The following is an 18,119-nucleotide window of genomic DNA, read 5'->3' on the forward strand; positions in this document are numbered from 1 at the left end:
GCCATGAAATGTTTGAAGAAGATAAATCGCGTGATCAAGCCAGAGCAATTACCGGATAGACATGAAGCGGTTTTCCGCCCGGAATTGCGCGTTCTCAACCGGACGAAACTCTTCGCCCTAGCGCTATCGGCTTTCACAATGCTTTGCTTTCCAGCATCAGCGCAGGAAAATGCGACTGAAATCCGCATTGGAATGGCAGCACCTTTGAGTGGCGGCTTTGCCCCGCTTGGAAACCAGCTGATCGAAGGCGCCCGCGTGGCGGCCAGTGCCAAGAATGCACAGCTCGTCGTTGCAGATGATCGCTGTGATGCAGAAGGTGGCAAATCCGCTGCAGAAACCTTTATCAAAGAGAACGTCCAGATCGTAACCGGCTTTCTCTGTTCGGAAGCGTTGGAAGCAGCACTTCCCGTTTTGAGTCAGCGCAACATCCCCGTCATCGCCTCAGGCGTCAGCGAACAAACCCTTACAGAAAAGCGTGCAGCAACGCCTTTTTCGGTTTTCCGCATTACGACGGGGCTGGAGAAGGAAACGCGTGCTACGGGTAGCTTTTTGGCAAGCCTATGGCGCTCGCAGCCCTTCGCGGTCATAGACGATGGTACGATTGAAGGTCGCGAACGTGCTGGACAGGTTTTGGCTCACCTGAAGGACCAGCAGCTTCAGCCTGTTTTCACGGATACATATCGCCCCGGCCTCGAAAACCAGAATGCGCTTGTTGCGCGCCTGCGTCGTGCAGGAGCAACGCATGTTTATGTCGGCGGGGAACGCGACGACATTGCAGCTATTGGCACAAGTGCCGTGACACTTAAGTATCCGCTGGTTATCGCGGGCGGCAGCGTCCTCAATGCAGCGCCGGGTGCTCAACCACTGAGCACTGAAACCCTGATGATTGCACCTCTGAAGCCGCAGGATCTTTCGACAGCTAAAACGGCGGTCGATGCCATCAGTCAGGCAGGCAAACTGCCGGAAGCCTATTCCGTCACTGGTTTTGCCAGCATTGAACTCGCGGCTTCCGCGATCAGCAAAGCTGCGGAACAAAAGCAGCCGCTTATTGATATTTTGCGCGACAGCTCATTTGAAACCGCGCTTGGCACAATCAAATTCGATGGCAACGGTATGCGCAGCGACAATCCAAATCGCCTGCAGCGCTATGATGGAACGCATTTTATAACAGCTGACTGATAAGCCCGATCAGGCTTGCAGCGATAATAATCCCGGTCATAACGCTCATACTCGACCAGAAAAGCGAAAGCGCAGCATCAATATCGTCTGCATCAGCTTCCCGCTTACCCTCACCATAAAACAGCGGTGCTTCGACCTTTTCCGATCCATATTGGCGCGGTCCGGCAAGTGCCAGCTCAAGCGCACCTGCAAAGGCCGATTCCGGCCATCCAGCATTGGGCGAACGGTGCAGCCGCGCATCGCGCCACATGACGGATAGTGTTCTTTTCCCGGCTTTTTTATCGACCGTAAACGCAGCAGCTATTGCAGTCAGCAATCCGGTCAATCGTGCGGGAATATAGTTTGCAACATCATCAAGACGGGCAGCGAAGCGCCCGAAATGACGATAGCGGTCATTGAGATGACCGATCATCGAGTCTGCCGTGTTGATGAGTTTATACGCAAACAGCCCCGGCAAGCCGGCGACGAGAAACCAGAAAGCAGGAGCAACAATGCCATCCGACGCATTCTCGGAAAGGCTTTCGATCGCTGCGCGACTGATACCGCCTTCATCGAGCTGATCCGGGTTACGTCCGACAATCATCGAAACCGCTTTGCGACCACCTTCAATACCGTCTTCACGCAACCCAGAGGCCACCGCCCGCACATGATCGGCAAGGCTTTTCTGGGCCAGAAACACTGCGACGATGGTGATTTCAACCAGCGCGCCCGCTGTCCCCAGATAAGGCAGCAAATAGTCTAGCGCCAACCCCACCACAACACATGAAATTACCAGTCCGATTATCAACCACATGCCATTGCTGCGCAGTGCATTGACAGAAAGACTGTGATCATTGAGACGTTTTTCACCCCAGCTGATTGCCTTGCCAAACAGAACCACCGGATGCGGAACTTTCTGCCAGAGCTGTGGCGGATCACCCATCACCCGGTCCAGAACAAGCGCTAAAGCAAGAATAATCAGCTTTATTTCCATGGACTTGATGCGCTTTCCTGAATCACTTTTTCAAGCGGAGAATATCCCGCAATGCATGTTCAAATCGCATAAGGCCCGCCTGATCAGGCGCGAGTCCGATGCGCAGCCAGCTTGGTGCATAGGCAAACTTTCGGACAAGAATATGCCGCTCACAAAGTGCATCGTAAATTGCACGAGCATTTTCATGTTCAACGAGCGAAAACAGAGCTGTGCCACCTACTTCCAAGAGCTGACAATGTGCGAGCGTCGCGGCAAGTTCTGCCCGTCTTGTATCAATGCGTCCGTGAAAGGCCTCAAGTTCAACACCACTTTCGAAAGCATGGAGTGCAATCGCAAGCGTTGGTCCCGCCACAGCCCATGGACCGAGCCTGTCTGCAACGCGCTTCACAAGCTCATCATTCGCAAGCAGGAACCCAAGCCGGACACCTGCAAGGCCAAAGAACTTACCGAAGGATTTCAACACGACCAGCGGCGCATTCGCAGCATGTCTTGCAATGCTCACCTCCGGATGCGGATCGGCAAAAGCCTCATCCACAACCAGAAAACCGCCACGCTCGCCCAACTTTCGCGCAAGCCCCAGCAAATCAGGCCGCGCAATAATCCGGCCATCCGGGTTGTTCGGATTGACGATTGTGACCACCAGCGCATCCTCTGGGATGTCGTCGAGCGTCGCACATTCGATCACATTCCAGTTCGCCGCTTCAAAAGCTGCCGCATGTTCCTGATAGGTCGGGCCCAAAATGGCGACCGTCGCAGGTTCAAGCAATGTCGGAATAAGCTGAATAAGCGCCTGCGTTCCCGGACTGGCAACGATTGGCGCATTCTTACCGGCTTCGTAATAGGAACGCGCCGCAGTCAGAACCCGCAACGATAGCCCCTCATCCGGCAAACGGTTCCACAAGGGCGCAGCCAGTTCCGGCAGAGGAAAATGTTCGGGATTGATACCCGTTGAAAGATCAAGCCAGTCGTCGACCTTACCGCCAAAGCGCGCAATAGCCTTATCCAGCGCTCCGCCATGCTCAATAGTCATGTTCAGGCATTCTCTCCGGAAAAATCAATCACATGCGTGAAGGAGCCAGCAACTGAACCAACGCGAAGTCCCGCCTCTCCCAGTTCCTCGCCCAACGCATCGCGGACGCGGAACAACCGTTCGGCATCCCCTTCGCGCACAATACTGGCATAGTGAAACTCATGAGCCGAAAGCGGCAATGGCCATGGCGAACCCGACAAAGGTTCCAGTTTGCGATAACCAAGGTGCATTTTGCGTTTGGCAAAACTTGTGTCAAGCGGAAGCAGCCCAAGCATGGGATGCTTCACGCAAGACGAATCTTCCAGCGTCTCACCCAGCACCATATAGCCGCCACACTCGCCGTAAATGCGCACACCACGATCCGCAGCGCGTCTCATGCCCTGCAGGAAACACTTCGCTTGGCTCAATTTTCCGGCATGAAGCTCAGGATAGCCTCCCGGCAGATAAATGGCGTCAGCACTTTCATCGGGCGCTTCGTCAACAAGCGGTGAAAAGAATGAAAGCTCAGCACCACGCCTGCGCCAACCTGCAAGTAGATGCGCATAGGCAAAGGCAAAGGCGTCGTCTCGCGCTACTGCAATGCGGTTTCCAAGCGGCGTGAGGCGAGGAACATTCGCCATAGCCTCATGATGCTTTGGCCGCGACCAGATATGCTCTAATGCGCTTAAATCAATACGCGCATCAACCACATCCGCAGCGTGCTCAAGGAAACGCTCCAGATCGGCATGTTCCGCTGCTTGAACAAGCCCAAGATGTCTGGAGGGCAGAACCAGCGCTTCATCTCGCGGAATTACGCCCAGAACGGCAATACCGAGCGGTTTGATCGCTTCGCGCAGCATGGCCTCATGTCTGCCGCTGCCAACCCGGTTAAGAATAACCCCGGCAATCAGCACATCTTTGCGAAACTGGCTGAAACCCGAAATGAGTGCAGCAATGGAATGGGATTGGCGGGCGCAATCGACCACTAGAACCACTGGCAGATCAAGAGTTCGCGCCAAATCTGCCGACGAACCCTTTCCATCGAGCGCACCGTCGAAAAGCCCCATCATACCTTCAACAACCAGCAGCTTATTGCCCTCAGTCATGCGGGATGAAATGGCACTGATAAGCTCTGGCCGCATGGCCCATGGATCAAGATTGAAGCAATCCACACCGCTCGCAGACTTATGGTAGGCAGGATCGATGTAATCAGGGCCAGCTTTCGCAGGTGCAAGCGCCTCGCCACGACGCTTTAGAGCGCGCAGCAGCCCAAGCGTCAAAGTGGTTTTGCCTGAACCGGAAGCCGGCGCTGCAATCATGAAACCCTTCATGCGCTCTTCTCTCTGCTAAGATGAAGCGGATCGCTTGTCAGTTTTCGACCCTGAGATGCACCGGCCCAGTCAAGCCCCGCACGCAGCTTCACAACCTCTCCCACAACCACGATTGCCGGCGGCTTGAGACCCGATGCTTCAACATCTGCAACCGCGCGTGACAATGTTGTCTCCAGAACCACCTGTTCAGGCAAGCTGGCATTGCAGACAAATGCGACCGGTTCATCTGGCGAACGTCCTGCTGTCATCAGACGCTCTGTAATGAGGTCGATATGCTTCATCGCCATATACATCACAATAACCGGAGAAGACTGGGCAATGCCCTCCCAATTAATACGATCTGGCATCAGCCCTGTTGCATCGTGGCCCGTGAGGAATGTAACTGATTGGTTGATATCGCGATGCGTGGCCGCAATTCCTGCATAGGCAAGACCGCCGATACCCGCTGTAATGCCTGGCACAATGCGAAACGGCACGCCATGTTCAACAAGCGTCAGCGCTTCCTCGGCTCCGCGCCCAAAGACGAATGGATCACCACCTTTCAGGCGCAGAACCTTCTTGCCTTCCTGAGCTAGCTCAACCAGTCGCAGCGAAATATCGCGCTGCTTTGGTGAAGGCTTGCCGCCTCGTTTGCCTGCGTATTCAACAATTGCGTCATCGCGCTTGAGTGAAAGACAGGCTTCATCAACCAGCGCATCATAGACAATAACATCCGCGTCTCGCAGCGCGTTCACCGCGTGCAATGTGAGAAGGCCCGGATCACCCGGACCGGCACCAACAAGCCAGACATGCCCGGGCTGTATCGCGGGCAAGCTGACTTTGCTCTTCGCAACAATACATTCCGGCGCATGTTCAGGCTTATTCATCGTCATCAACCATAATTCTATCTAGTGGATTTTTCGAATTTAACGTTTGTTACGACGCCTATTTCAGCAGAAATACAAACGTAAAATTCAATCCACTAGCGGCACAGCTATCAGATACATTATAAGGCGTCCATGAACGATGAAACCGCCCCTACTAATAAACTACCAGAAAAAGCCGAACTGCGTCGCGGCTGGACGACGGGCGCCTGTGCCACAGCTGCCACCAAGGCAGCGCTGACTGCGCTTATTACCGGTGAATTCCCCGATCCGGTCGGCATCATCCTCCCCAAAGGTGAAGTTCCCTATTTCCAGCTTGAATATGAAGGGCTGGGTGAAGGCTATGCCATGGCGGGTATCATCAAGGATGCGGGTGACGATCCGGATGTCACGCACGGCGCAACAATCATCTCGACCGTTTTCCCTGCCCCTCCCGGCACAGGCATTGTGTTTCAGGCAGGCGAAGGCGTAGGCACCGTAACGCGACCCGGCTTGCAAATTCAGCCGGGCGAAGCGGCAATCAATCCAACTCCGCGCCGCATGATGACAGAGATCTGCGAACAGATATGTGCGGAATATGGTCTGCCTGCTGATCTGGTGATTACGATTTCCGTTCCGGGCGGCGAAGAAATTGCGCAGAAAACGTGGAACCCGCGCCTTGGTATCGTTGGCGGTATTTCCATCTTGGGTACGACAGGCGTTGTGCATCCATTTTCGTGTTCAGCATGGATCCATTCTATCCATCGCGGCATAGATGTAGCGCGTGCTGAAAAGCAAAAACATGTACTCGCTGCGACCGGCTCAACCTCTGAAGACGCAGCACAAGCACTTTATGATCTGCCGGATTTTGCAATTCTCGACATGGGTGATTTTGCCGGTGGCGTACTCAAATATCTGCGAGCGCATCCCATCGATAAACTTACCCTTGCAGGCGGATTCGCCAAGCTGACAAAACTTGCTCAGGGTGAGCTTGATCTTCATTCTGCGCGTTCACAGGTCGATAAGAGCTTCCTCTGGACTATTGCCGAAAAGGCTGGCGCGCCAAGCGACATGAAGGACCGGATTCTTTTTGCGAACACTGCACTGGAAGTGCTTGAAATGACTCAAAGCGTTGACATCGACATGGCTACACCGATCGCTGAAAAAGCTAAGCAGGTGGCGCTCGAAACCCTGCGCGGCGCACCTGTTGAAGTCGAAATCATTGTGACGGATCGCAAAGGCAATATCCTTGCCTGCCTCTAAAATACTCATTCTTGGCGGCACGGCTGAAGCATCAAAGCTTGCTTCCTCACTGGAGGCCCTACCCGTCGAAGCTATCACCTCGCTTGCAGGCCGAACGGCCAACCCTGCTCCAATCAGCGGCAAGCTGCGCATTGGCGGATTTGGCGGCGCAGAAGGTCTGACAGCTTATCTGACAACCGAGAAAATCAATCTTCTGATCGATGCGACACATCCCTATGCAACGCGCATTTCACACAATGCTGTCGTGGCATCCGATATGGCAAATATTCCGCTACTCCGGCTTGAACGTCCAGCATGGGAAAAACAAAGCGGCGATAACTGGATTGAGGTCGAGAACGAAGCGCAGGCTGCGACCTTGATCCCCGCTGGTGAGCGTGTTCTGCTCGCACTGGGCCGCCAACATATCAAACCCTTTGCAGATCGTAGCGATGTTCACTTCATCATACGGATGATCGATCCGCCGGAGGTAACACTTCCACGCGATTGTGAAATCGTTCTGGCAAAACCCGGAAACTATGAATCTGAGAAGCAATTCCTGAGCGGGCGAAAGATCGGCCTGATTGTCAGCCGCAATTCCGGCGGCAGCATTTCCTATGCGAAAATCCGGGCAGCGCGCGATCTCGCCATACCTGTCATGATGATCGCACGCCCACCCGTTGAAGCCAAAACTGTTGTCGCCACCGTGGATGAAGCAGTTGAATTTGCGCGTTCAGCTTTACGATTTTGAGCGCGCAACATGGCTATGCGCTTCATGATAAAGCGCTGAATCACGAAAGTTCTTCGGATCAAGACCACGCCCAACGAATATCATTGCCGTTCTTTTGACGCCAGAAAGCTCCACTTTCGCCACAATGTCAGACAGTTTTCCGCGCAGAATCTGCTCATCTGGCCACCCAATTCGGTATGCAACGACCACTGGACAGTCAGAACCGTATAGTGGCGTCAGCTCCGTTTCGATCTTCGCAAGGTTCCGGATCGATAGGTGAATGACCAAAGTCGCACCAGATTTACCCAGTGTGGCGAGATCCTCACCTTCCGGCATCGCAGATGATTTTACCGAAGTCCGCGTCAGAATAATGCTCTGGTTAACTTCCGGAATTGTTAGTTCCTGTTTCATTGCAGCTGCAGCTGCTACAAAAGCCGGGACACCCGGCGTCACGTCATAAGGGATGCCGAGCGTATCAAGCCTGCGCATCTGTTCAGCCATCGCGCCATAAATCGATGGATCTCCTGAATGCACCCGTGCAACATCATGCCCTTTGGCATGAGCCGCCTCAATCGCCGCAATGATTTCATCAAGTGTCAGCGAGGAACTATCAATCAGCAGCGCATTATCGGGTGCAGATGCAACAACTTCTTTTGGCACCAGCGATCCTGCATAAATGCAGACCTGACAGCTTTCGATCAGTCGCAAACCACGCACGGTGATGAGGTCGGCGGCACCGGGACCGGCTCCAATGAAATGAACTGTCACGTTTTCTTCCTCTGTTCAGGCGTTTCGAATGCCTGTCAGGTGGCAGAAGAGTCAATCTTTTTCAGGCAAAAGTCCTTGAATATCATTGAAGATCGACTGCCACTCTTCCGGTGTCAGCTCGAAGAAGTTGAAGCTTCTGAGCAGAAATGCACCCTCATTGGCAATGAAAGCCAATCTCGCGCGCCTGCCTTCAGGTGTCGAAACATCAAGTCCATCCCACTGCTTGCGATACCAGGTCCGCGTTTCATCAAGATAATGGGAGTTGGGAATAAGGCTCGCCATCATGGCAGCAAATCGTGAATCGTCCTCAGCATCGCTTTCGCGCGTCACCGCGATATGGGCAGCAATGTGCGAAATCGCATCCTGCCTGTGCTGTTTGCGCGCTGTCACCAAATCGTCGAACCGGTCGCCCCACCGCTCGATCATAGCTTTCATCAGCCCGTCTTTGTTACCAAAGCAATATTGCACGCCGCCCTTGGTAACACCGGAGGCCTGCGCCACCGCATCCATGGTCAGCGCAACGATACCACCTTCGGCAACCAGCTTCTCGGCCATATCCAGAACGTGGTCACGGTCGATTGAGCGCGGACGGCCGGTTTTCTGCAATTTCTTACTTTCCATACGGACGGATTTATATTATGTCAGCCACCCTGACAAGTTTGAATACGCTCGTATTGAAAAGGTGTAATCCGATGTTGCCGCAAAATCGCTGGCTCGTTCTCGCAATTGTTTCCAGCGCGTTGTTCCTGATCGTTGTGGATATGACAGTGCTTTACACAGCGCTGCCACGCCTCACCCATGATCTGGCGGCAAGTGCTTCCGAAAAGCTCTGGATCATGAATATCTACCCGCTGGTGGTGGCAGGCCTGCTGCCGGGCCTCGGCACGCTGGGTGACAAGCTCGGCCACAAGCGCATGTTCATGAATGGCCTGGTGGTGTTTGGCCTTGCTTCGCTGTGCGCAGCCTATTCACCAAACCCGGAAGTGTTGATCGCAGCCCGCGCATTTCTCGCCTGTGGCGCGGCGATGATGATGCCTGCTACGCTGTCGATCATTCGACTGACCTTTACCGATGAAAAAGAACGCTCGCTTGCCATTGGCATCTGGGCGGCGATTGCTTCGGGTGGCGCTGCCATCGGCCCTGTCGCGGGCGGTGTACTGCTCGAATATTTCTGGTGGGGCTCGGTGTTCCTCATCAACGTGCCTGTTGTTCTGGTGGCCCTGGCACTTTCAGCCTTCAACCTTGAAAACCGCCCCCTCGGCTCCCAGCGCAAATGGGATCTCGTCGGCTCGATCCAGATTATGATCGGCCTGATCGCGTTGACCTATGCCGTCAAGGAACTTGCCAAGCGCGATGCATCGATGACTGTGTTTGCGAGTGCTCTGATTATCGGCCTCATCGCAACGACCATTTTCGTGCGCCGTCAGTTTTCAAGCAAAGAGCCGCTCATCGACTTCTCGCTGTTTAATAACAGACTGTTCTCAACGGGTGTGTTTGCGGCTCTCGTTGCGTCCGGTTCGATGACTGGCATGGAACTGGTGTTCAGCCAGCGTATGCAGCTGATCGAAGGCATGACGCCTTTGCAGGCTGGTCTGATGATCTTGCCTATTCCGCTTGCGGCCTTTGTAGCTGGACCGCTGGCTGGCATGATGTTGCCGCGCCTTGGCGCAGGCAAGGTGCTCTGGGCGTCGCTCGGCATCACCGCTCTCGGTGTGGTGATCTATATCCTGACCTATAAGCTCTCGACGCATTTCTATCTGGCAGGGCTTGCTGTCCTCGGTTTTGGTGTTGGCTGTGCAATGACCGGCGCATCCTCGTCAATCATGGGCAATGCACCGGCCGAAAAGGCTGGCATGGCGGCATCTGTCGAGGAAGTTTCGTTTGAACTTGGCAATGCGCTGGGTGTGACGATCTTCGGAAGTATCCTGTCGGCATTCTATACCGCCAGCCTTATCCTGCCTGCAGGCTCAAGCATTCCATCTGTTGTCCGCGACAGCCTGGATGAAGCGCTTCTCGCTGCACAATCGATGCCGGAAGCGGATGCCTATGCTCTGACTACCCTCGCATCGCAAGCATTCGAAAATGCCTATGTGGCTGTCATCGTTGCGACCGCTGCCCTGCTGCTCGTTGCGACTGTTGCAACCTACATCGTGCAACGTCGCAAAGTGAAGATCGCGTAATTCATACGCTCCGTGTCACCGCAATCGCTGCGGTGGCACATTCACTGGTCGTTTTTCCGATCAGCAATTCTGCATCATCTCCGGTCGCAGCAAGCGCTGCAGATTCTGCAACGCCATGGCATCCGACCATAGCGAAAACCACGTCCGACGGGTGCTTCAACTTTGGCGTTTCTTCTTCGAGCCGCTCGGCATCAAAGAAGAGCAGCTCGCTACCATAATGTTGAGCAAACTTGGCCCAGACCGGATCACCTTGCTTGGTGGAAATTGTTGCTATGACAGAAGGTCGCTTCAAACCGGCTTTAAGCAAAACCTTGTCTGCCAATGAAACGAGTTCCTCGAGACTTACGCCTGACGAACTTCCCATCCCAAGCGCAGCCCGTTTTTCCTTAGACTGCACGAGGTGCCGATTGCGGGGCCAGCTGCTGAGCCTGCCGCAAATCATCCGCTGTAACGCCAAGAATGTCGGCAATACGCTTGATCATCGCCGTTTCCGACTGATCAACATGATTATCTGCACGCGCAATGCGCATCAGATCGCGCAGCAGTGACGCACGGCGTTCAGGGGCCATTTCAGCCAGCATAGAAGCCGCCTGCTTGGTGGTGGTCTCATAGCCGAAGTCTTTAAGATACTCGGTAACTTCCGGCAGCTCTTCCGCCGAAATACCAAAATTCTCGGAAACGATGTCTTTGAAAGCTGCAATTTCTGCCGGATGACGATCGCCATCGGCAAAAACCACATGAAGCAGAAGAAGCAGTTCCGAAGCGAGTGCCGGATCTTCGGCGACACGCTGCACAGCACTCTTTTTGCTGAGAAACGCAGTAATGCGTTCGAAAATGCTTTCGCTCATGGATGACCGTCTCCTGTTACCAACCTGACCTGCATCAGTAATGATGCCTGAACAAAAAAACAACGCAAGCGCCAGCAAGTTCCCGCCGTCGTCTTTACCCGAAAAAGCAGGCGAAATGCGTCTGGCGCAATCAGGTTGTCTGCTCTATGTTGCGTCAACTTTTGCCGGACCCCTCCATGCTTGAATTTTTCGATACGTTGACGCTCCTCCTGACCATGGCCGCTTTCATTGCGGGCATTATCGATTCTATCGCAGGCGGAGGCGGTATGATTACGATCCCGGCTTTGCTTCTGGCAGGTGTGCCACCTGTCGAAGCGCTTGGCACAAACAAGTTGCAAGGCCTGTTCGGCTCTTCCTCTGCAACCATTGCCTACGCACGCAAAGGTCATGTGAACATCAAGGAACAATGGCCTGAAGCCATTGCATCGCTGGTCGGTTCAGTTTTTGGTGCGCTTTTAGCAACCGTCCTGCCCGTCGATATCATGCGGGCAGCACTGCCAATTCTGCTGATCGCGATTGCCATTTACTTTGCGGTGAAACCAAGCCTTGGTGATGTGGATCGCGCACGCCGGATAGGGCCGTTTCTGTTTGGCGTCACGCTAGTTCCACTGATTGGCTTTTACGACGGGCTTTTCGGCCCCGGCACCGGCTCATTCTTCATGCTGGCATTCGTCGCACTTGCAGGCTACGGCGTACTGAAAGCAACTGCTCATACCAAGCTGCTCAATTGCGCATCCAATATCGGCGGCTTTGCCACTTTCGCGCTCGTTGGCACGATCAACTGGAAACTCGGCATCTGCATGGGGATTGCACAATTCGTCGGCGCTCAGATCGGTGCAAGCCTTGCCATGAAGATTGGCTCACGCATCATCAAGCCCCTGCTGATTGTAGTGAGCCTCGCGCTTGCCGTGCGGCTACTGATGGAGCCGAGCAATCCTATTCGTCAGATGATAGGTTTCTAGTTATTTGTTTCAACGCGCATCTGTATCCGAAAACCGCTTCGCACTTTTCGGGATGCGGCTCTAAATCCTCAGCGCTACCAGCACAACACCGCAACCGATCAGCGCAATTCCTAACCAGTTGATCGTAGACATACGTTCGCCAAGAAATGCTGCTCCGAAAAGCGCGACCAATACCACCGACAGTTTATCAACAGGGGCGACGCGTGACGCGTCACCAATTTGCAGCGCCCGGAAATAGGCCAGCCATGACGCGCCAGTGGCAAGGCCGGAGAGCACGAGAAACACCCAGGACTTTGCAGAAATTTCGCCGGGCTTCTGCCATTGGCCTGTCACGGTCAGAAAAAGGCAAAGCGCGCCGATGATCACCAGCGTGCGAACCAGCGTGGCAAAATCTGAGTTGATGCCCTGAATGCCAACCTTGGCAAATATCGCCGTCAAGGCAGCGAAAACTGCCGACATCAATGCCCAGAATTGCCAACTCGCTACCATGATCAGAACTCGATCCCCTTTTGCGCCTTCACGCCCGAACGAAACGGATGTTTGATCATTTCCATCTCGGTGACAAGATCAGCAAACTCAATCAGTTCATCTTTGGCGTTACGGCCAGTGATGATGACGTGTTTCATCTCAGGCTTGGCGGCAAGCACTTCGATGATTTCCTCGACAGGTAGATAATCATAGCGAAGCACGATATTGAGCTCGTCGCAAAGCACCATGTCATAGCTTTCATCAAGGATCAGGGTCTTCGCCTGCTCCCATGCGTCGCGCGCCATGGCGATATCGCGAGCACGATCCTGCGTCTCCCAGGTAAAACCTTCGCCGAGCGCGGAGATTGTCACCTGTTCCGGAAACTTCTCCAGAACCCAGCGCTCGCCGGTATCCCACGAGCCTTTGACAAACTGCACGACACCAATTTTCATGCCATGGCCAAGTGCACGGAAAACCATACCGAAACCAGCACTCGACTTACCCTTGCCCTTGCCCGTATGAACAATCACAAGACCTTTTTCGTCGGTCTTGGTGGCCTGAATCTTGTCGCGCGCCGCTTTCTTCTTGCGCATTTTATCGGCATGACGGGCATTCAATTCCTCTTCCGTCATCGAAAGAAGTTTCGCAGATTTCTCAGCCATTTAATGCCCTTTCCGGAATCAGTTTTTTAAGTTTAACAAGGTCCACGGGAGATGACAGATCTTCCAAATCGGACTTTGCTTACAAACAAAGAGTGGCACGTCACATCGTCGTTTTCCTGCGATACTCCATAAGGTTTTCCAACTCAAACCGTGCTGAATTGGAACGTGGCACCCAGAAGCCACGTTCAATTGCATCGTTGAGCTTTGAAGCGGTTTCACTCAGTGCAGCCGGATTCTTATCAAGCATGAAGTCATGCACCACCTTATCGGCGATATAGGCCTGATAGACAGCCTCGAAGTGATGATTACCGACTTTGCCAGTCGTGGCCGCGAAAGCAAAAAGATAGTCAACAGTGGCTGCAATTTCCGCAGCGCCCTTATAGCCGTGACGCATTACGCCAGCGATCCACTTGGGATTAGCAGCACGGCCACGCACAACGCGCGCAAGTTCTTCTTCGAGCGTGCGGATAACCGGCTTTTCGGGTTTTGAATGATCATTGTGATAGACGGTCGGCATCGCGCCAGTCAGCTTCTCAACAGTCGCAGCCATTCCACCTTCGAACTGATAATAATCGTCGCTATCGAGCAAATCATGCTCACGATTATCCTGATTTTGCACCACGGCCTGCACCGAACGAAGCCGTTCTTCAAGAAGCCCGCGTTCTGCCTGGCCTTCTTCGCCCGCGCCATAGGCATAGCCACCCCAGACAAGCCAGGCTTCCGCCAGATCGTTGCGACCAGCCCAACCATTTTCGTCAATCAGCGCCTGCAATCCAGCACCATAGGCACCGGGTTTTGATCCAAACACACGATAGCCTGCGCGACGTTCGGCAGTCTTTTCGTCAGCACCCGTCGCGATGAGCCGGGCTTGCTCTGCTTTGATGCGGCTAGCAATCGGATTGTCTTCTGCCTCTTCATCCAGAGCACCCACAGCGCGCACAGCCTTGTCAAACAGCGCAATCTGTTCCGGGAATGCATCGCGGAAGAAACCGGAAATGCGTAAAGTCACATCAACACGCGGGCGGCCAAGCTTGGCAATCGGCACAATCTCGTAGCCAGTCACACGCCGCGAGGCCATATCCCAGACCGGCTTTACACCGATGAGCGCAAGTGCCTGCGCAATATCATCGCCGCCTGTGCGCATGTTGGAGGTTCCCCATGCGGTCAGACCGAACGAAGTCGGCCATTCGCCATGATCCTGCGTATAACGGGTAATGAGCAATTCAGCTGATTTGCGACCAAGCTCCCATGCGGCAGGTGTCGGTACGGCACGACTATCGGTCGAGAAGAAATTACGCCCGGTCGGTAATACATCAGGACGACCTCGCGTTGGCGCTCCCGATGGTCCTGGCGGCACAAAACGCCCTGAAATGGCAGCCAGAAAACCTTCAATCTCTGAAGGTCCGCAGGATGTCACCATGGGGCGCAAATGATCATTGATCGATTGCAACACAGCAGTGGTATGCGTCCACTCTACTGGGCAATCAACCTCGCCCTCAACAAACTGCGCAGCAAGCAATTCGATACGCTCAACCGTATCACCTTTAATACGCCAGCTTGCAGGACTTGCCGCCAACAGCAGTGCAGGCTTCGGCCCGGTCCACGGATCAGCCATTGCACAATCGAGCGGATCAAATTCTTCGCCAAGGCCTGCATCTTTTGCGATTGCACGTTGCAGGCTTTGTTCGCCCGGCAAACCACCCAGTGCAACAGGAATGCCGCGCGGAACGCGCGCCAGTGCTACCAGCAAATCAGTAAGCAACCGCCCCTCAGGGGCCAAACCAAAAATATGCAGCCCATCGCGGATCTGCATTTCCTTGAGATCACAGAGATAGGCGTCAAGCTTTTGCAGCGCCATGTCTTCATCGTCATGGTCATGAATGCCCGCGTCGCGGTCGAGACCAATATCGCGCACAAGATCGAGAATCTGCGCCTTCAACCGCAACAGACGACGCGGGTCAACGCCCGACGCCTCGTAGTATTCATCGACCAGTGCTTCCAGATCCTTGAGCGGGCCATAGCTTTCGGCCCGTGTGAGCGGCGGTGTCAGATGATCGATGATCACGGCACCCACACGGCGCTTGGCCTGCGTGCCTTCACCGGGATCATTGACGATGAACGGATAGACATGCGGCGTAGGGCCGAAGACCGCTTCGGGATAGCAATTTTCCGATAGCGCTAGGGCTTTGCCGGGCAGCCATTCCAGATTGCCATGCTTGCCCATATGTACGATGGCATCGATCTTCGCCACGTCACGCAGAAAAGCGTAGAACGCGATATAGCCATGCGGCGGCACCAGATCAGGTGAGTGATAGGTCTCTTTTGGATCGATGTTATAACCGCGCGCGGGCTGAATACCGGCAATGGTTTCGCCAAGTTTCATCAGCGGCAGAGCGAAAGCATTAAGCTCATTTGCGAAATATGGATCACCTTCCGGCGCTCCCCAGCGCATTGTCACTTCATTCTGAATCACAGTAGGAAGCTTTGCAAAGAAGGCTTTGTATTGATTCAGAGAAATGACTTCGCGGATTACACGCCCGTCACGCGCGGCATTGGTTGGGCCGGCCATTAAAAGCTGCATAAAAGCATCACTATTGGCAGGCACATCACCCACCTGATAGCCCTCGCCTTTCATAGCCCGCAGCACTTCCACCGTTCCGGCTGGCGTATCAAGCCCAACGCCATTGCCCAGCCTGCCATCGCGGTTTGGATAATTGGCGAGGATCAGCGCAATGCGGCGTTCTTCTGGTTTCCTAAGCTTCAGGCGCACCCAGTTTGCCGCCAGTTCCGCCACAAAAGTCACGCGACCGGCATCCGGCTCGTGGGTGACAATATTGGCTTCAACCGCGCTATCGAATTGCTTTGCCGATTTAAACGACACCGCGCGTGACAGCACGCGACCGTCCACTTCCGGCAGCGCTACGTTCATCGCGAGATCGCGCGCCAGCAGCCCCTGTTGAGATGCCTGCCATGTGGCTTTTGGCGTGCCGGAAAAGATCACCTGCAAAACCATATTGCCGCGCTTATCGAGCACGGTCGGCTTGCGCTCCGCACCCGGCGATGAAATCGCAAAGCCGGTTGCATTGAGAACGATATCCGGCTGGCAATCTTCAAACAGGCCATCAACAATCGCCGCCGAAAGTCTGTCCTTGAGGCTGGAAACAAAGATCGGAACCGGATTCAGACCCTTGGCCTGCAATGCACTGATCAGTGCTTCGACCGGCTGTGTCTGTCCGCTCTGCACCAGCGCACGATAAAAAATGATTGCGGCAGCAGGCGCATCAGCGGCCTTCCATTGCTGGCGGATGAGATCAAGCGAAGGTGCGGCCATATCCGGCCACCACAGTCCAGCTTTCAGAAGCGGTGCAGCCTCTTCCGGCTTTTCGCTCTCATCAATCAGTGCGCAACAATAATCGAGAAAGCGAGACGTATTGGCCGCCCCGCCTTCGATCAGATATTGCCAAAGGGCATCCCGCTCCTGCGCTGGCACGGTTGAAAACCTTGTCAGTCCGTAATCGGGCTTATCATCCCCCGGCAGCACTGCGATCTTGATGCCGTGTGAAACTGCACAGGCATGAAGCGCCTCAAGCCCATAAGGCCAATAGGTCTCGCCACCAATAATCCGCACGACAATAAGCTTCGCATGTTTTGCCGTACGCTCAATATAAGCGTCGACCGACATGGGATGTGTGAGGCTTAGAAAATTAGCGAGCCGGAGACTTGGCCCGCTTTGCCCAAGCTTATGTGCTTGAGCAAGACTGGCCAGTTCCGTATCGGCAGCGGAAAGGAACAATATGTGACCCGGCGTCTGGCCGAGGTCGACGGCCTCATTGCCGTCGCTTATCGTTCCTTTCTGGGCAAGTAAAAGATGCATTACGAAACAGCGTCTTTCACGGCTTTGGTGATTGCCTGCTCATCGATCTCATGCAGACCAATGACGACAAGACGCGTATTGCGCGCTTCATCCTTGCCCCATGGGCGATCGAAATAATGCTCAATACGCGGACCAACGGCCTGCACAACCAGACGCATCGGCTTGCCCGGCACATCGACAAAGCCTTTGAGCCGCAGAACATCGTGTTCCGCAATCACAGCCTTGAGCTTTTCAGTAAAGGCCTTTGGATCAGCAACCGAGCCTGCTTCGACCACAAAGCTTTCAAACTCATCGTGATCATGCTCATGGCCGTCAGCGTGATGGATTTCATGATGCGACTTGCGGTTGGCAATATCGTCTTCCGTGCCCACGCCGAGGCCGAGCAGCACGTCCGCACCAAGCTTGCCGAAGCTTGCTGGCACCATGTTGACGCGACGCGTTGAGCGTGCAGCCACATCGGTCTTCACACCATCGAGTTTCGATGGATCAACGAGATCAGCTTTGTTCAAAACGATAAGGTCAGCTGCATGAATCTGATCTTCAAAAAGTTCCTCTAAAGGGCTTTCATGATCAAGAGATTCGTCCGCCGCGCGCTGAGCATCCACCTTGTCGTGGTCGTCAGCAAAACGACCTTCGGCAACGGCGGCAGCATCGATAACCGTCACCACGCCGTCGACTGTTACCTGCGTCTTGATTTCAGGCCAGTTGAAAGCAGCGACCAGCGGCTGAGGCAGCGCCAGGCCAGAAGTTTCGATCACGATATGATCAGGACGATCCGCACGATCCAGAAGCTTGGTCATCGTCGGAATGAAATCATCGGCAACAGTGCAGCAGATGCAACCATTGTTGAGCTCGATCACGTCTTCCTCACGGCAGCTTTCGATACCGCAGCCTTTCAGAATTCCGCCATCAACGCCCAGATCGCCAAACTCATTGATAATGAGCGCGATGCGCTTTCCATTGGCATTTTCCAGCAGATTGCGGATCAGCGTCGTCTTGCCGGAACCTAAGAAGCCGGTGATTACGGTCGCTGGAATCTTTTGTCCCTGCATCG

General features: G+C 54.2%; 17 protein-coding genes. 5 read left to right on the top strand and 12 right to left on the bottom strand.

Annotated elements, in window-relative coordinates:
- Positions 1-3 precede the first annotated feature (3 nt).
- Positions 4-1,179, top strand: a complete 1,176-nt coding sequence (locus CEV34_RS01595; protein WP_083898631.1) for a branched-chain amino acid ABC transporter substrate-binding protein — start codon at positions 4-6, stop codon at positions 1,177-1,179.
- Here CEV34_RS01595 and cbiB read toward each other — a convergent pair.
- The 4 genes from cbiB to cobA are packed head-to-tail and all read right to left on the bottom strand — an operon-like array spanning position 1,163 to position 5,358.
- Positions 1,163-2,152, bottom strand: coding sequence for an adenosylcobinamide-phosphate synthase CbiB (gene cbiB, locus CEV34_RS01600; protein ID WP_007875555.1), 990 nt, complete (start codon positions 2,150-2,152; stop codon positions 1,163-1,165). The genes CEV34_RS01595 and cbiB overlap by 17 nt on opposite strands.
- Positions 2,153-2,174: 22 nt before the next feature.
- Positions 2,175-3,188, bottom strand: coding sequence for a threonine-phosphate decarboxylase CobD (gene cobD, locus CEV34_RS01605; RefSeq protein ID WP_039859867.1), 1,014 nt, complete (start codon positions 3,186-3,188; stop codon positions 2,175-2,177).
- Entirely contained in the window at positions 3,185-4,492 is a 1,308-nt protein-coding gene (locus CEV34_RS01610; RefSeq protein ID WP_007875558.1) for a cobyrinate a,c-diamide synthase, read from the bottom strand. The genes cobD and CEV34_RS01610 overlap by 4 nt, the downstream gene beginning before the upstream one ends.
- Positions 4,489-5,358: a uroporphyrinogen-III C-methyltransferase gene (gene cobA, locus CEV34_RS01615; RefSeq protein WP_039859870.1), complete on the bottom strand. Its 870-nt coding sequence runs from the start codon at positions 5,356-5,358 to the stop codon at positions 4,489-4,491. Before cobA ends, CEV34_RS01610 begins: the two co-directional genes overlap by 4 nt.
- Before the next feature lie 132 nt (positions 5,359-5,490).
- On the opposite strand from cobA, the gene CEV34_RS01620 reads away from it, so the two are divergent.
- Together CEV34_RS01620 and CEV34_RS01625 are read left to right on the top strand one after the other, a co-directional pair.
- A complete protein-coding gene (locus CEV34_RS01620; RefSeq protein ID WP_007875560.1) occupies positions 5,491-6,597 on the top strand; it encodes a cobalt-precorrin-5B (C(1))-methyltransferase in 1,107 nt (368 codons plus the stop codon).
- Positions 6,584-7,324, top strand: coding sequence for a cobalt-precorrin-6A reductase (locus CEV34_RS01625; RefSeq protein WP_094543157.1), 741 nt, complete (start codon positions 6,584-6,586; stop codon positions 7,322-7,324). Before CEV34_RS01620 ends, CEV34_RS01625 begins: the two co-directional genes overlap by 14 nt.
- On the opposite strand, the gene cobM is transcribed toward CEV34_RS01625, so the two are convergent.
- Positions 7,313-8,071 carry a precorrin-4 C(11)-methyltransferase gene (gene cobM, locus CEV34_RS01630; protein WP_007875562.1) on the bottom strand — a complete coding sequence of 253 codons (759 nt, stop codon included), beginning with the start codon at positions 8,069-8,071 and terminating at the stop codon, positions 7,313-7,315. The genes CEV34_RS01625 and cobM overlap by 12 nt on opposite strands.
- A gap of 51 nt (positions 8,072-8,122) precedes the next feature.
- Positions 8,123-8,677, bottom strand: a complete 555-nt coding sequence (locus CEV34_RS01635; protein WP_007875563.1) for a TetR/AcrR family transcriptional regulator — start codon at positions 8,675-8,677, stop codon at positions 8,123-8,125.
- Between the two features lie 86 nt (positions 8,678-8,763).
- On the opposite strand from CEV34_RS01635, the gene CEV34_RS01640 reads away from it, so the two are divergent.
- Positions 8,764-10,251, top strand: a complete 1,488-nt coding sequence (locus tag CEV34_RS01640) for an MFS transporter (RefSeq protein ID WP_007875564.1) — start codon at positions 8,764-8,766, stop codon at positions 10,249-10,251.
- A 1-nt stretch (position 10,252) separates the two neighbouring features.
- Here the strand turns inward: CEV34_RS01640 and CEV34_RS01645 are convergent, their stop codons facing one another.
- Positions 10,253-10,615, bottom strand: a complete 363-nt coding sequence (locus CEV34_RS01645) for a cobalamin biosynthesis protein (RefSeq protein ID WP_007875565.1) — start codon at positions 10,613-10,615, stop codon at positions 10,253-10,255.
- A gap of 22 nt (positions 10,616-10,637) precedes the next feature.
- Positions 10,638-11,099, bottom strand: a complete 462-nt coding sequence (locus CEV34_RS01650) for a tellurite resistance TerB family protein (protein ID WP_094543159.1) — start codon at positions 11,097-11,099, stop codon at positions 10,638-10,640.
- A gap of 176 nt (positions 11,100-11,275) precedes the next feature.
- Between CEV34_RS01650 and CEV34_RS01655 the strand changes: the two genes are divergently transcribed.
- Positions 11,276-12,061, top strand: a complete 786-nt coding sequence (locus CEV34_RS01655; protein WP_007875576.1) for a TSUP family transporter — start codon at positions 11,276-11,278, stop codon at positions 12,059-12,061.
- Positions 12,062-12,121: 60 nt separating this feature from the next.
- Here CEV34_RS01655 and CEV34_RS01660 read toward each other — a convergent pair whose 3' ends face one another.
- The 4 genes from CEV34_RS01660 to cobW all read right to left on the bottom strand — a co-directional run bounded on the left by CEV34_RS01660 (position 12,122) and on the right by cobW (position 18,117).
- Complete coding sequence (locus CEV34_RS01660; protein WP_094543162.1) at positions 12,122-12,550, bottom strand: EamA family transporter; 429 nt, start codon at positions 12,548-12,550, stop codon at positions 12,122-12,124.
- A gap of 2 nt (positions 12,551-12,552) precedes the next feature.
- The gene (gene cobO / locus CEV34_RS01665) at positions 12,553-13,191 is read right to left on the bottom strand and encodes a cob(I)yrinic acid a,c-diamide adenosyltransferase (RefSeq protein WP_007875585.1); all 639 of its coding nucleotides are present in this window, start codon (positions 13,189-13,191) and stop codon (positions 12,553-12,555) included.
- Between the two features lie 100 nt (positions 13,192-13,291).
- Positions 13,292-17,065: a cobaltochelatase subunit CobN gene (gene cobN, locus CEV34_RS01670; protein ID WP_007875588.1), complete on the bottom strand. Its 3,774-nt coding sequence runs from the start codon at positions 17,063-17,065 to the stop codon at positions 13,292-13,294.
- Complete coding sequence (gene cobW, locus CEV34_RS01675; protein WP_094543164.1) at positions 17,065-18,117, bottom strand: cobalamin biosynthesis protein CobW; 1,053 nt, start codon at positions 18,115-18,117, stop codon at positions 17,065-17,067. The genes cobN and cobW overlap by 1 nt, the downstream gene beginning before the upstream one ends.
- Between the last annotated feature and the right edge of the window lie 2 nt (positions 18,118-18,119).

Origin of the sequence: Brucella pseudogrignonensis, assembly GCF_002252525.1 — a bacterium.
GTDB classification, from domain to species: Bacteria; Pseudomonadota; Alphaproteobacteria; order Rhizobiales; family Rhizobiaceae; genus Brucella; species Brucella pseudogrignonensis.